We start from the raw sequence: 14,282 nt of genomic DNA, 5'->3' as shown, positions 1-14,282 counted from the left end.
TTTATATAGGAGGTATTCATCATGACAAAGACAATCGTTATTGCAGATCAACTCAAAGAAATTTTGAAACGCGAACTGGAGTTAGGTGAGCAAACCGATCAACTTCAGCTCGAAGATTCCCTGACCAGCATTGGTCTCAGCTCCGTGAGCTTCATCAAGTTGATCGTCGCGATTGAAAATCAATTCGATTTCGAATTCGAAGATGAGGACTTGAACTATAACGTCTTCCAAACGCTCCAAGATGTTGTGAATTACGTAGAAAAACGCATTGAATAAACGCAACTAGGAAACGAGGGACGAACATTGCTGAAAACGAATCACTTCCACCTGCTCGCTTGTCCAAAATGCCAAACAAAGCTTACGACTGAAGGCGACAACCTGACCTGTGAGCCATGCGGTCTCAAATACATCGTACGTACCGAAGTACCGATCATGTTGATGGAGGAGTCCATCGACATGAATGGCATAACCATTCTCGACGAAGTTCGTCATGCCGATAAGGAAGACATCAAAAAGCACTTCACAACGGTTGCTGAGTCGCTTGAAGTCAGCAACATGACCCGCTTTGTTACATTTCTGAACTGGGGTTATAAAGTGACAGACAATGAGCAATTCGCTCAATTCGAAGTAGACGATTCCATGCTAAACAAAAACCCGCTAAAGCTACTGTTCGAGATCGTTGGACAAGTCGATCTTAAGAACAAGAAAGTTCTTGACGTTGGTTGTGGACGCGGTGGCAACTTGGCTGGTATTAACAAATACTACAAAGCGCATACCTGCGTGGGCCTCGACCTCACCGAAGCATCTGTACAGTTCGACCATGTTCGTCATAAAGGCGACAACATGTTCTTCCTCGTCGGCGATGCGGAGAACCTTCCGTTCGAAGGCGAAACATTCGATGCGGTGTTCAACTGCGAATCTTCGCACGGTTATCCGAACATTCATAAGTTTTATGATGGTGTGTACCGCGTGTTGAAGTCGGGAGGTCACTTCCTGTACGGTGACATGTTGCCAACTGATAAATGGCCAGAGTACGAGCAATACCTGATCTCGCTGGGCTTTGAGATCTTGCGCAACCAAGACATCACTGAAAACATACTCACGTCCTGCGATGAAGTTGCCGAAAATCACTACTCGGCATACGGGAAAATGGACCAAGGTTTCATGGAAGGTATGAAAGATTCGCTCTCCTTGCCAGGGTCTGGAATTTACAATGATATGAAGACTGGCGTGCAGCAGTTCTGCGTCATCAATGCAATTAAAAAGTAAGACGGTAGATTGGAAAGGGTGGTACCATTGACAATCCTTAGAGTTCGTAACCTTCATAAACGTTTCGGAGAGCGCACGATTCTATCGGATGTATCCTTGGAGATCGGAGCACGAGACCGCATCGGATTAGTTGGGGTTAACGGGGCAGGTAAGACTACACTTGCCAACATCCTGTTCGGTAATCTTCAGTCAGACGAAGGCAGCATCATGCAGATGAAACAGGATATCAAGATTGGCTACCTGCTACAATCTTGCTCCTATACGGCAAATAGTTTTCAGTCGATGTTGCTTGGTGGCTATAAGGCTGAACAGGTAAATGAGTTTCTTGAAGTGACAAGCTTTATCGGTCTTAACAAAGTAAAGGAGTGGCAGGAGGATCGTTTTGACTGCTTGAGTGGCGGAGAGCGTACCAAACTGGCTCTCGCTAACATATGGATTAGTCAGCCAGATATCCTGATTCTAGACGAGCCGACCAACCATCTTGATTTTCAAGGGGTCGAGTGGCTGACGAAAGAGATGGGAAAGTTCTCGGGCTCGATCTTGGTGATCTCGCACGACCGTTACTTCCTCGACAAAACGGTTAATCGGATTATCGAACTCGATGACGGTAAACTCAAGTCGTATGCGGGCAACTATACGTTCTATCGCGAGGAGAAGGAGCGTCAGTACCAGTCTCAATTGCACCTCTATCAGACACAAAAGAAACAAATTGAAAAAGTCCAAGAGGAAATAGCCCAACTGAAAACATGGACGGCGGCTGGACACAGAATGGCGGGTAAACAAGGCACTCTTTCCGAGAATCGCCAAATCGGTTTGCGTGAACATGAGCGTGCCAAGGTCAAGAAACTTGACAAACAGGTGAAGAACAAGATCAAACGTCTGGAACGCATGGAAACGGAGGGCATAGAAAAGCCAAAGCAAGAACAAAAAGTTTCATTCGACTTTGGCAGTGCTTCCAAGCGAGGCAAGCGTCTCGTTGAAGTGAAGGGGCTCGGGAAAAAGTACGGGGACCGCTGGCTGTTCCGGAACACGGAGTTTACCATCCAGCGCGGAAATCGCATCGGATTGATCGGTCCGAATGGCTGTGGAAAAACCACCCTGATCCGGATGTTCCTTGGCCAAGAACGCTGGACGGAAGGGGACCTGTGGATCAGCCCGACGGCTGAGATTGTCTATCTCTCGCAGGATGTAAGTGACTTGCCCGAAGAATCGACGGGTCTGAATCTGATCTCCCATTTCCGAGGCGAGATTCAATCCAAGGCGCGCATCCTCATGGACAACATGGGATTTGACGAGGCAAAGCTCTCGCGCAAGATCGAGAAGTGGAGTTTAGGGGAACGCACCCGTTTTAAGATTGGCCGCATGATCTTAATGGAACACAACTTCTTGATCCTCGACGAGCCGACCAATCACCTTGACCTGCAAAGCCGCGAGCAATTGGAGGATACTCTCGCCGATTACAACGGCACGATGCTGATCGTTTCCCATGATCGCTATATGTTGGAGAAGTTGTGCGACCAACTGTTGGTGTTTGAAAACGGAATGTTCATGAAGGTACTGGGTACCTTTAGCGAATACATGAATCGCCAATTGAGTGAAGGAAATGGCTCGGATGAGAAGGTGCTCTCGAAAAAAAGTCGGGCAGAGGAGGAACAACTGCTTGTCATCGAAGCTCGCTTGGCCTTCATGCTCGGCGAACTCAACAAGCACGCGATTGGCTCGCCTGCCTATAACGAACTCGACAATGAATTCAAAGATTTGATCCGCCAAAAACGGGAGCTCCTAAAATGAACATGTTATCTCGCGCATGCGTGAATGCCCTTGAGGACTCTGGTACGCCAGGGGCTGCCATGGCCGTCTTAGAAACAGAAACGGATGTCGAACGGCACACCTTCGGCTTACTTTGTAAAAAAGGCGATGCATCGGTGCGTTCCTCAACCCTTTTTCAAGCGGCTTCCTTGTCCAAGCCAGTGACAGCGTGGGGTGTGATGAAGCTCGTGCAAACGGGGCGTCTTTATCTCGAAGATACCGTGTACGAGGGTCTTACGGTTCGGCATCTGCTCTCACACACGGGGGGGCTGGCACCTGTTCACGATCTCGGCATTCGTCCCCATGAAGGAGGCGGTGATCTATTGACCGATGTTCGATCCGCACATCCTGTGGGCGAATTCTGGTACACCAATGCTGGATACAGTCTCTTGCAAATACTGATCGAAAAAGTTTCGGAAAGAAGCTTTGCTGACTATCTGTATGAAGAAATACTCGAACCGCTCGGGATGAAACACAGCTCGTTCAACTTGGGTTCCGATCAATTGGTGGACGACGCTGCACGAGGGCACGACTATCTGGGGCTACAAGTGCCGGTTCTCTGGCATTCGCAACAGGCAGCGGCAGGATTGTACACGACGCTTGACGACCTGATCCGTTTCGCTCAGGCGAACCTGAACGGTGGCGGCGGTGTTTTGCAGCCAGATATGGTCGCTCTGATGCACAACCGTGTAGAACGTCCAATTCCCTACGGACTTGGATACCATATCCTGACGTTGCCGAATAGCACACGTCTCATTTGGCATAGTGGGCACAATCGAGGATTTCGCACATGGATTGGTTTGGTGCCGAAGCGTCAAAAAGCACTGGTGGTGTTGACGAACAGCGATTACGGGCAATCGGTGATCGCAGAAGTCGTCCGGAACTGGCTGGAGCTGATGATTGACAATGTGCCTGACAGTGCCAAGCAAACACTAGACCTGCTGCCTAAGACTCGTTACCAACGATATCAGCAAGACATGTCCAGTCTGCAACGGTAACGCTGTTTAATGTGTAGCCTTAGGTTTTGGTAGGGGGATGGTTACAGTCGGACCGACCGAAAAATGAGTTGGCATTATTTGTATCATCCAAAGATGCAGCTGAATATCACATTCCCAAACATTTCGACTTTTTCACAAAACCCGTATTTTGTACATATGTCTGTAAATCAATTAAATGCCACGCCCTATATGATTTTTTATTTAGTGTCATACATTATATCCCCCTGTTTTGTAGATGCAAAATAATAAGTTGGATTAAACAAAGCTGCCGTTTACAAATCGGCACAGCTTTTTGTGGATGTTCATGTGGATTTCGATTTAGTTGAGAGTTGTTTCTAGAGTGTGGTCGTAGTTTAATTTTTAACTGAATTCCAAGCATTTATAAAATCATTAATAGTTTTAAATCGTTCTTCTCGTTCCTTACTAACTGCTCGTAAAGCGACTTCGTAAAGTGATCTGTTTGCTTCCCATTTTGAAAAAGAATAATCCATTTCGCCACCAAGTAATCCAAAAGCGATAGCTCCCATCGTGAAAACATTCGTTCTTGCATCAATAGGCGCACCTAATATAAACTCTTCCGGAGATTTCGAACGTCTTGCTCCCCAAAAGTTCTCTCCCATGTCATTTACGGAAGGTGCCAACCTGTAGAAGTCGATGTCACAGATCCTGGTTAAATCCTTTGAAAAATCATACAGAATACTACCATCATAAAAATCAACCGCATTTGAACTGATCGTGATAGAACTCTGTAAGAGGAATGAACGCCTCCTTCTTATCGTCAAAAACAATGAGTCGGTATTTGCTGTTCACTCCTTCTGGACAATATGCATGAAAAAATGAAGCCATTTCCTCTACTACCTCCACCTATCTTTTACACAAAAAAAAGGACATTTCCGTTCCCATGAAACGGATGTCCACATATGATGTGTAACACTATATGAAAATACAGTAGAATCATAGGCTTCTAAGGGTGCACTTCACTAGCCTGACGGGTTTCTTGTAATTAAACTATATGTCAAAGAAAATAAAGTATTAGACTGTAAATAAAGTGTTAGACTCGGATAATAAAGTTATAGACTGAAAAAATAAAGTTGTAGACTGCTACGCCGGATCGAGCGGCGCCAGCTCATACTCCTGGTGCTTCCGGGCGTCGCCCGCTGCGGCAGCAGCGCAGCAGGGACGGCCGCTAAATCGAGCAGCCGCAGCTCCAGTCTACTACTTTATTTTCTTTATTCACTATAATTTCTATATTTTGCGCCGAGCGAGCCGCTTTATAGTTAGAACCTCCTTCTAACTAGCTTGTAGGAACTGTGAAAATTTATTTTGATTCTTTATTTACAGGCACTTGGAATTCGAAGTAATCTTCGATTCCGTATAATTTGATCCGAATAGATAATTCGAACTGATCTGGCAATGGTTGATCGTCATTATTCGTAATTTGCAGGAGAGCTGCATTTTTTTGCACACTGTGATCAGAGTTAATTATTGGCCCAACGTTTAGTATTCCGTTAAAGGGCTCACCGTTCATAAGGACACTAAACTCATCCGCAACAAACTGACCATATCCCAACGATTCGTAATCACCGACGATGGCGTCATCTTTCAAGGTCAACCCTTCAAGTGATAGAGCAATGGACAGACGTTCCCCATCGTGATAAGCCTCCGCAATAGTTAAGGTTGCTCCATCATGGGTATCGCTTATACCCAACTTTTTAATTTGACTGTTACTTGCTGCAGATTTCAAATTGTTATCGACTGAATCTTGAAAAAGGCTTCCTACTAAGAGGACATTAGATAGAGTATCCGCCATTGCCGGTGAGATGAAGCCTGTACTAACAAGTCCCAAACCAAGTGCGGCGACTGCAGTTGTGGCAATTAGCGTTTTCTTAATTGTGGATCCTTGGGTAGCAACTTTTTTCATGGGAATCTCTCCTAATCGTTCTATAATTTTTGTGCTGAGGCTGTACTCGGGTATTTCAGTTTCACATATCATATCTTCAATAGTTCTCATTTTTTTATCATCCGTTGGGTTGAACAAATAAGCCACCTTCCTTTCTTTTGTTACCTTGCTCTATAAGTTTCATGCGCAAGCGTTGATACTTTTTCCGTACCGTTGCTGGTTTGCAGCCTGTAATTTGACCAATCTCTGTAAAATTGTATTGCTCTACTGCTTTCAGCAACAGAATATGCTTTTCCTCTGGGGAAAGATAGGCTAATAATTTTTCTAAATTCGACTCCTCCCGGAAAGTATATTCCTTGGATTCTTCCTGCTGTTTGAAATACATAGCAACTTTTAGCCTTTGTTTATGTTTCTTCATTAGGTTGAGACTGTGATGATAGGCAATTTTATACAGCCATGCGGAAAAGGAAACGGTTGGCGTATAACGGTGAATTTCCTGATATGCTTTGATAAAGATTTCTTGAACGGCATCCTGAGCTTCTTCGCGGTTTTCGAGCAGATGGTAGCAATAGATATAAAGTGGCTTTTCAAATCTCCGAATGATAAACGTGTACGCTTCGAGATTACCCGCCTTTACAAGTTCAACCGTATTCTCGATTTGCTCATCAGAAATCGTTCCAAGTTTATCTCCTTCCAAGTGATCACCTCCTTTGCTTTTCGTCTATATAACAATTCAAAATAGGCTTTTTGTGACTTGTACAAAAAATAATATAACGGTTTACTCAAATTCAGACATAAAGTTCCTTTTCAGTTCTATTGATAAGAAGAGATGTCAGGGTTATAGTTCTTTTCTACTAATGACCCCTTGGGTCACAGGCTATGATGAAAATTAGTCATCATGGCCTTTTTCTTTTATCCATCCAGCACAGGGAAAATTAGCAAACCACTTAAAGAATATTCTTCTAGGCTTCAGGGAATTATGGCAAAAACAAACTCGGCAGTGCATGATACCATTAGTGGCATTCACATCATCAAATCCTACAATTTGATCGATGTTATGTTCCGTAAAATATTTCCTGGAATTTCCGGGAATACGATATTGACCCTGCTTACGCCACAGCTGTTTGTGCTAGAAGCCACTTGTTTCCCGAGCGGATTGTGCAGGTAGCTTCTCCTGCTGCTCGTCCAGATCCACAACCGAAAAGGCCAGATAGCCGAACGCCTCGATGGATTGTCGGAGCTTCTCGTACTCCGGATCACCCGGCTGTAGGCCGGCTCGTGGGTTGTAGGATGCTGCATTTTTTTGCTCGATTGGTATGACTCTGATATCCACCTTAACGCCTCCTATTTGAATTCAAGCCCTCTGTAATCTCACGGATTGGCGGAGGATAGCCATGTTGTTTTACGTGTGCCTTAATAAATTCCAGGACGGTTGCTTGTTTCGCTGTTAATGGTTGTAGTTGCTTAGACATGACCTTCACTCTCCCTCTCATTATCAGCTGTAGACGCTGAACATGATTTTTTGGAAGTGGTCTGCTTTCTTAAACAGGCTGGCTTAAATATTGTTTGGAAAAAACATCAGGTTTTTTCCGCTGCTGCTGATATATTTTTAAAAGAAATTCAGGCGAAAATTTGTTTTTCTCACCTCATCTCATCATGATCCCTAAACCCAAACCAGCAGAAAAAAATGACCGGCGTTTGACCGGTCATTTTACTTTAAATCCTTACGAATCTCTGCATTCGTTCAAAAACCCTATTTTCGCCCATTACTTTCATAATATCAAACAAATCAGGTGTATTGATTCTGTTAGTTAGAGCGACCCTAATTACCATCGCTACATCACCAACATGCCCCTTGTAACTGTTAGGGTTGGCTTTATATTGCTTCATTTCCTTTGCAAATCCGAGTTCCTCAGCAAGTTCTTTAATTTCATGGAACCAAGCTTCCTTTTCATTATTAAACCTATAAGTTTTGCTGAAACCTAGTACAATTTCTTTCGCAACATCTAAACTTACATTTGTAGGTAACTTGTAGCCACTGAGTACATCCTTTTCAAACAATTCGTCATAAAAGAAAGCAATCATTGTCTTCACATCTGACCACTTTGAATAATCTTTTCTTGGTTTCTCAATTGTTCGACCTATATTTAGAATGTTTACAGTGTATTCCATATTCTTGTCAATTAAAGTAAAAAGCTCAGTATCAAATTCCTTTGACCAAGTATATAAATGGTCAAATACTTGTTTACCCGTGAGCCTTGAGATAACATCCTTGCTGATGTCATTAAGTTTATTCATGTCTAATAAAGCACCACTAGCATTCATTTTATCAGTATAAATAAAAAAGTCTCTAAATGATTTATGAAGGTTTGTCTTCCTCCATTCTTCAAAGTCAGAATTGATGAGATTCATGAAGTATTCACTTATAGCCACTCCTGGGTATCCTTGTTCTTTGTAATACTCAGCGGTACCATCAAGATCCTTACGTTTACTGAGTTTCCGTTTAGAAGCTCCGACTTGCTTCATTATTGGAGCAATATGTCCGTATTCCGGTATTCTAAAACCTAAGGTTTCGAACAGCTGAAAATGGGTAGGCACAGAAGAAAGCCATTCATCGCCCCTAATAACATGGGTTGTACCCATTAGATAATCATCTATGACATGAGCAAAGTGATATGTTGGTAACCCATCCGTTTTCATAATAACAATATCTTGGTCATTTTCAGGGAACTCAATCGGACCTTTCACCAAATCATTGTACATGATTCTCCTGTCTGATGAACCTGAAGATCTAAGTCTAATAACAAACGGTTTACCATTTAAAATCTCTTCTTTGGCTTGCTGAAAAGAAATATCTCGATGTTTAGCCCACCTACCATAATAACCTGTGGTTACTTTTAAGTTCTGCTGGCTTATTCTTATCTTTTGTAAATCGTCCGTATCACAGAAGCAAGGATATGCTAATCCATTTCGCACTAAGTGCTTAATAAATACCTTATAGATTTGTATTCGTGAGCTTTGTTTATAGGGTCCGTAAGCACCCTTATCGTTACCGGATAAGGTAAGTCCTTCATCAAAATGAATCCCGCAGTATGACAATGAATTGATAATGTTTTCGAGGCTGCCTTTTATTTCTCGTTTTTTGTCTGTGTCTTCGATACGCAGGAAAAATACCCCGTTACTTTGGTGGGCTAATCTCTCCGATATTAAAGTTGCGTAAAGCCCCCCAATGTTTAATAAACCTGTTGGGCTTGGTGCAAAACGTGTTACCATAGCAGATGAAGACAAATTTCTTGGCGGATACAGTGAGTAAATATCAGCTGGTAACTGCCCGACATCCGGAAATAACAGTTCTGCCATGTTCTCATTTGACATAATCATATCCCCCTATAGGTTCAAAATAAAAAGCCCTTCATCCTGTTAAAGGACGAAAGGCTTGCTTCCGCGTTACCACCTAAATTGGTTAAAAACCCGCTCATTATTCAGCAATTCATTATCTTGCTGCACATTTCTTTAACGGGAAATCCCCGATAGACCTACTCCAATTTTTCGGTCTACTGCTCCAAGGCTTCTTTCATTAAGCTCGAATACCCAATTTCACCAGCATGGGCTCTCTAAGATTCGAGTGATTAATTACTCTTCCTCTTCATTGCATTTTACAATATGTGGATATGCTTATTGATACAATAATTTATTATTACCAAGTTGTCAAGAATCTATTCGAACTTGGAATATCTCAAACATGGGCCGTGCTATTGCTCCCTTTATTGCTTAATAGTTGAGTTTTACCTTCCCATCTAAACGGATAAATGGCGTTTGACGATATACGATAATACTTAAACAGCTCCATCGAATGTTCGTCGAAATCCCAATTTTTTAATATATCATTTCTGCTAAGCTTTCATTATTGAATAGATATTTCAATTTCAACATCCCATCACCTGGTTACTCCTGTAGCATTATAGAATCGGCTTGATCACCTTGGCCGGATTCCCCCCAACCACGACATTGTCCAGCACGTCTTTTGTGACGACCGCGCCAGACGCGATCACGACGTTGTTGCCTACGTTTATCCCCGGGTTGATCACGGTCCGCCCGCCGATCCATACGTTATGGCCGATCGTCACTGATTTACCGTACTCCGCGCCTGAGATTCTTTCCTTGGCATCAATTGGGTGCGTTGCGGTGTATATATGGACACCGGGCGCAATAAAACAATTGTCGCCGATCCGAATCTCGCAAACGTCCAGAAAGACACAATCAAAGTTTGCATAGAAATTTTCACCGACATGGATATTATAGCCGTAATCACATCGGAAAGTCGGTTCAACATACAGTTTGCTGCCGGTTGACCCGAACAGCGTTTTGAGCAGCTTCATGCGATGGTCGAGGTCCGTCTCGAGCGTTTCGTTGAAGAGCCGGATAAGCTGGCGGGCGTTCAGCCTTTCTTGCGTCAGTTCGGGATCACCGGCGTGATAGAGCTCACCGCTTAGCATTTTCTCTTTCTCCGTTTTCATGGGACAACTCCTATCTTCAGTATTGGTGGATTGCGCCGTTGCGTTCGTTCCGCCTGTTCAGGAAGACGTTCAACCGTTCCGAGAATAACAGCATGGCGGCAGCCGAGACGACGATATAGAGCGGGAATATGCCGATGGTCGAGAACCCGGCCAGCATGCCGAGAAGCGGCGGCATCAACGTGCTTCCCGTATAAGCAACGGCCATCTGATAGCCCATGATCCGTTGTGCCTGCGCCTTGCCGAATCGAATAGGCGTCTCATGCAGCATGCACGGATAGATCGGCGCGAGTCCCAGCCCCGTGATCAGCAATCCGGACAGCGCGAAACCGGTCGGAAGCGGCATCAGCAGAAGCAGTGCACCGGCAAGCACCGTGATTTGGCCACCTCGAATTAACAGCGGATTGCTCAACTTGAAGGTGACGAATCCGGTGATCAACCTTCCGATCGTTATGCCCGCAAAGTAAATCGAAACCCACTGCGAAGCTTCGTAAGCAGGGAGACCTCTCTCCTTCACCAGATAGCTGCTGCCCCACAAGCCCACCGTCATCTCGACCCCGCAGTAAAACAAGAACGATGCCAGTGCATACTTGACTCCTTTCACATGCTGCGGTTTGTACGTCCCCCCGTTACCAAGCGACGGTTCCGCCTCCGATTGCTCCGCGTCCAAGCCAGTGCCTTGATTCCCGACTCGACGCCTCCATAACGGGAGCGAGACGACAAGCAAGGTCACCAACGCGAACTGAATGCCGGCCACGGCTAAATAGCCGTCTCTCCAAGAAGCATTCCCCGACAAGAACGCGGCCATAATCATCGGACCGGCCGTCGCACCGAGTCCCCAGAAACAATGCAGCCAACTCATGTGATGGGCTTTGTACCGCGCCGCCACGTAATGGTTGAGCCCTGCATCGACAGCCCCTCTGCCATCCCGAGCGGTATGGCGCAGACGATCAGCCAAACGATAGATGGCGCATACGCAAATCCCATCAGTGCACCGGCCGTCATGATGCAGCTTGCCAGCGTCACGCCTCCCGTGCCGAACCGGCGCACAACGGCTCCGCTTAACAAGCTGGATGCGATCGTGCCGACCGTAACTGTCATCGACAACAACCCTGCCATCCCGAGCGGCGCTTCCAGATCCGGCCGGATGACGGGCCATGCCGCACCGAGCAAGGAATCCGGTAGCCCGAGGCTGATAAAGGCCAAATAAATGACCAATAGCAAAATCGTACCCATACAGGTGCGCTCCTATCTTCAGATACAATCGTCGTTTGCGGTAATCATTAGATTCAGCCCTAGCTTTTTCAATCCATTCAAGTAGTCTTCTCTCCAATCGCTGGCCATAAGTTTAGGCAGATGCTCCTTCGCAATATAGGACGCGCTTCTTGCTGTGATGGCGTCCAGAAGGTCTCCTGTTACTTCGTCGCGGCAAAAGATCACGGCATTCGGGTTCAAGATCGCTGCAAAAGCAGCGACCAGCCGGCCCACGGCATCGACCCCGATGGCCTCGTGCATGACGGTGAACGTTCCTTCAGCGTCCGTAATCGCTTGTTGGAAGTTTCGGCCGTCATATAGGGGAACGAAAGAGACTTCACCCGAGAATGACGTGTTTCCCCGCACGACGCTGCCGTTGACCAATATGCCCGCCCCCGGCCCGTTCTGGCCGAGATATAGATAGATCAGCGAAGGATTATCGCGGATGTCCAACTTGTCATAATAGCCCAAAACGGCCGCGTTCATATCGTTCTCCACGACGACAGGAAGCGTGAATCGCGCTTCGCAATAGCCTTTTAGGTCAAAATTATGAAACTTCTCGTATCCCGGAATATAAATGATTCGCCCGTCGTTGACCGATCCAGGCACGCCGAAAGACAACGAACGGATCCTAGGGTGCCGTTCGATCAAGGACTCGATTTGCTTCGTCAGTATCTCAATCCCGCCCAGCAGAAAACCGGAGGAAGTCCCTTTTTCCTTCACTTCGCCCAAAGCGTTATAGATCGTGTATTGAGTTTCCGCTTTCTCAAGAAATAGCGCGACGCCCAGTCTATATTCCGGATTATACGCGTAACGCTGGGCTCTTCTGCCGCCGCTCGAGTCGTCGAGACCGACGGGTAGCAGTTCACCTGCCTTCTCCATCTGGGTGATAAACTTACTAATCGTAGGAAAACTGACCCCCAGCTTTTCACTTAGCTCGACTTTTGTTGCGCTTCCAGACGCCAACAGCGTTGCACGAATGCCCCTCAAAATGACTTTCTTCATTTCTTTCGGCGTTGATATCTTTTCGCTCACAGAAACATCACCTCATTTGCGAACACTTATTAAACATCTTTAATAAGTGTATCAATCATAGCAGAATTCCGGCGTAAAGGGAAGCTCTTGATGTGGATTCACGACGACAATCTGGACCCCGAGGGGGGCGCTTTTAACGGGGATGGTGACCGACTATGGAACTGGCGTTAGATGAATCTTTAACTAGTTATTCTCTGAATTATATTCAGCCTTTAAAAGACCATAATGCACAAGGTCTTCATATTCACCCCATTTTCTAACATGCTGTTTTAATAATCCTTCATATTTCATGCCTAATTTTTTCATAACTTTTCCCGATGCAGGATTCTTCCCTAGATGACGGGCAAATATACGGTTTAATTTCATTTCTTCAAATGCATATTTTACGATTCCTTTTGCTGCTTCAGTACAATATCCATTATTGTTATACTTTCTCCCAATCCAATATCCAAGTTCCCCATGATCAAACTTCTTATTAATTCCTATACTTATAGCGCCGATTAAATATTTTTCTTCCTTATGTACAATAGCTAATGTAAGTAATCGATCTTCATTAAAATTATCGATATGTGTTTCTATCCATTCTTCTGCCATCCCATCCTCATATGGATGTGGGATATTTAATGTCATTTCAGCAACATATTTATCACCTGCTAATTCTTGAACTACTTGTGCATCATCTAAATTGAAAGGTCGTAATATTAGTCTTTCTAATTGAATTGTCGGAATTTTTTTCATATGTAATCTCCCCCTTAGTAATTATTCATCTATAAAATTTACAATTTATATTGAAATCTAGCCTGTTCTTTCATATAACGTTCTGTGTATTCACGACGTCGATCCTCCTTAGACAGCTCCTATCTTAGGGGGATCGATGTGTCCGCTTGACTCAGCTCCCTGCTAAATACTCCTGGCGGACCAAGGCGCGAATGCGCCGCAGTGTGAATACGGTGTTAGCTGATGCCACCTCTGAGTCTGTAAAATAGTTTGTGTAAACTCCTAAACCCAGTAAAATGGAAGTAATAGAAAGGTTGGGAGAATACATGGGACTTTGGTCAAAAGAACAACTACGGGCTTTCATCAAGGAGAACAACTTGGTCACCGCGCAAGATGCACAAAATGCCTTGAAAGACCTGTTTGCCGAGACGCTGCAGGAGATGCTGGAAGCCGAGATGGACACGCATCTGGGCTACACGAAACATGACGTGCAGAACAAGCAGACCCGAAATAGCCGCAATGGAAAAAGCAAGAAGACGATCACGAGCGAGTATGGCGAGCAGGAGATTGCGGTTCCCAGAGATCGCCAAGGCGAGTTTGAACCGCTCGTCGTCCGGAAGCATCAATCGAACGTAACCGGCATCGAGGACCAGATTATTGCGCTCTACGCCAAAGGCGTCAGCACCCGCGAAATTCAAGATCATCTGCTTCAGCTATATGGTGTCGACGTTTCGCCGACGATGATTTCGAACGTAACGAACAAGATCGTGCCGCTGATCAAGGAAT

14 protein-coding genes, 1 pseudogene and 1 other annotated feature are annotated in these 14,282 nt (G+C 45.1%); of the genes and pseudogenes, 5 read left to right on the top strand and 10 right to left on the bottom strand.

Annotated elements, in window-relative coordinates; all coding sequences use genetic code 11:
* The first annotated feature begins 21 nt into the window (after positions 1–21).
* The 4 genes from K7397_RS13020 to K7397_RS13005 are packed head-to-tail and all read left to right on the top strand — an operon-like array spanning position 22 to position 4,076.
* Positions 22–276: a phosphopantetheine-binding protein gene (locus tag K7397_RS13020; protein WP_223068388.1), complete on the top strand. Its 255-nt coding sequence runs from the start codon at positions 22–24 to the stop codon at positions 274–276.
* A gap of 27 nt (positions 277–303) precedes the next feature.
* On the top strand, positions 304–1,269 hold the full coding sequence (locus K7397_RS13015; RefSeq protein ID WP_223068387.1) for a methyltransferase domain-containing protein: 966 nt from the start codon (positions 304–306) through the stop codon (positions 1,267–1,269).
* 18 nt (positions 1,270–1,287) lie between these two features.
* A complete protein-coding gene (abc-f, locus tag K7397_RS13010; RefSeq protein ID WP_337926727.1) occupies positions 1,288–3,060 on the top strand; it encodes a ribosomal protection-like ABC-F family protein in 1,773 nt (590 codons plus the stop codon).
* Entirely contained in the window at positions 3,057–4,076 is a 1,020-nt protein-coding gene (locus K7397_RS13005) for a serine hydrolase domain-containing protein (protein ID WP_223068385.1), read from the top strand. Before abc-f ends, K7397_RS13005 begins: the two co-directional genes overlap by 4 nt.
* A 353-nt stretch (positions 4,077–4,429) precedes the next feature.
* On the opposite strand, the gene K7397_RS13000 is transcribed toward K7397_RS13005, so the two are convergent.
* From K7397_RS13000 to K7397_RS12955, 10 genes and pseudogenes are all read right to left on the bottom strand, one after another.
* Positions 4,430–4,717 (bottom strand): hypothetical protein, encoded by a 288-nt coding sequence (locus K7397_RS13000; protein ID WP_337926726.1) that lies wholly within the window; start codon positions 4,715–4,717, stop codon positions 4,430–4,432.
* A 677-nt stretch (positions 4,718–5,394) separates the two neighbouring features.
* Positions 5,395–6,114, bottom strand: coding sequence for a DUF4179 domain-containing protein (locus K7397_RS12995; protein ID WP_223068384.1), 720 nt, complete (start codon positions 6,112–6,114; stop codon positions 5,395–5,397).
* Positions 6,095–6,673 (bottom strand): RNA polymerase sigma factor, encoded by a 579-nt coding sequence (locus K7397_RS12990; RefSeq protein WP_223068383.1) that lies wholly within the window; start codon positions 6,671–6,673, stop codon positions 6,095–6,097. Before K7397_RS12990 ends, K7397_RS12995 begins: the two co-directional genes overlap by 20 nt.
* Positions 6,674–7,105: 432 nt before the next feature.
* The gene (locus K7397_RS21560; RefSeq protein ID WP_237690897.1) at positions 7,106–7,309 is read right to left on the bottom strand and encodes a ParB N-terminal domain-containing protein; all 204 of its coding nucleotides are present in this window, start codon (positions 7,307–7,309) and stop codon (positions 7,106–7,108) included.
* A 1-nt stretch (position 7,310) separates the two neighbouring features.
* On the bottom strand, positions 7,311–7,448 hold the full coding sequence (locus K7397_RS22215; RefSeq protein WP_223068382.1) for a LexA family protein: 138 nt from the start codon (positions 7,446–7,448) through the stop codon (positions 7,311–7,313).
* A 244-nt stretch (positions 7,449–7,692) separates the two neighbouring features.
* On the bottom strand, positions 7,693–9,351 hold the full coding sequence (gene gltX, locus K7397_RS12975) for a glutamate--tRNA ligase (RefSeq protein ID WP_223068381.1): 1,659 nt from the start codon (positions 9,349–9,351) through the stop codon (positions 7,693–7,695).
* A 45-nt stretch (positions 9,352–9,396) separates the two neighbouring features.
* Positions 9,397–9,635: a binding site (T-box leader), on the bottom strand.
* A gap of 300 nt (positions 9,636–9,935) precedes the next feature.
* Positions 9,936–10,493 (bottom strand): maltose acetyltransferase domain-containing protein, encoded by a 558-nt coding sequence (locus tag K7397_RS12970; protein WP_223068380.1) that lies wholly within the window; start codon positions 10,491–10,493, stop codon positions 9,936–9,938.
* Positions 10,494–10,509: 16 nt separating this feature from the next.
* A pseudogene (locus K7397_RS12965) lies at positions 10,510–11,726 on the bottom strand (MFS transporter).
* A gap of 18 nt (positions 11,727–11,744) precedes the next feature.
* Positions 11,745–12,779, bottom strand: coding sequence for an ROK family transcriptional regulator (locus tag K7397_RS12960; RefSeq protein WP_223068379.1), 1,035 nt, complete (start codon positions 12,777–12,779; stop codon positions 11,745–11,747).
* A 183-nt stretch (positions 12,780–12,962) separates the two neighbouring features.
* Positions 12,963–13,517 (bottom strand): GNAT family N-acetyltransferase, encoded by a 555-nt coding sequence (locus K7397_RS12955; protein WP_223068378.1) that lies wholly within the window; start codon positions 13,515–13,517, stop codon positions 12,963–12,965.
* Between the two features lie 305 nt (positions 13,518–13,822).
* Here K7397_RS12955 and K7397_RS12950 point away from each other — a divergent pair.
* On the top strand, positions 13,823–14,282 hold a 460-nt coding region (locus K7397_RS12950), incomplete at its 3' end, for a transposase (RefSeq protein WP_223067260.1).

Source organism: Paenibacillus caui (assembly GCF_019904135.1).
Taxonomy (GTDB): domain Bacteria; phylum Bacillota; class Bacilli; order Paenibacillales; family Paenibacillaceae; genus Fontibacillus; species Fontibacillus caui.
The sequence above is the reverse complement of the archived record's forward strand: the minus strand, read 5'-3'. Positions and strand labels throughout refer to the sequence as shown.

What these genes read in the sequence shown, in the direction of transcription:
- K7397_RS13005 (WP_223068385.1), top strand. Translation starts at nt 3,057, where the DNA reads ATGAACATGTTATCTCGCGCATGCGTGAATGCCCTTGAGGACTCTGGT.
- K7397_RS22215 (WP_223068382.1), bottom strand. Translation starts at nt 7,448, where the DNA reads ATGTCTAAGCAACTACAACCATTAACAGCGAAACAAGCAACCGTCCTG.
- gltX (WP_223068381.1), bottom strand. Translation starts at nt 9,351, where the DNA reads ATGTCAAATGAGAACATGGCAGAACTGTTATTTCCGGATGTCGGGCAG.
- K7397_RS13020 (WP_223068388.1), top strand. Translation starts at nt 22, where the DNA reads ATGACAAAGACAATCGTTATTGCAGATCAACTCAAAGAAATTTTGAAA.
- K7397_RS12955 (WP_223068378.1), bottom strand. Translation starts at nt 13,517, where the DNA reads ATGAAAAAAATTCCGACAATTCAATTAGAAAGACTAATATTACGACCT.
- K7397_RS12970 (WP_223068380.1), bottom strand. Translation starts at nt 10,493, where the DNA reads ATGAAAACGGAGAAAGAGAAAATGCTAAGCGGTGAGCTCTATCACGCC.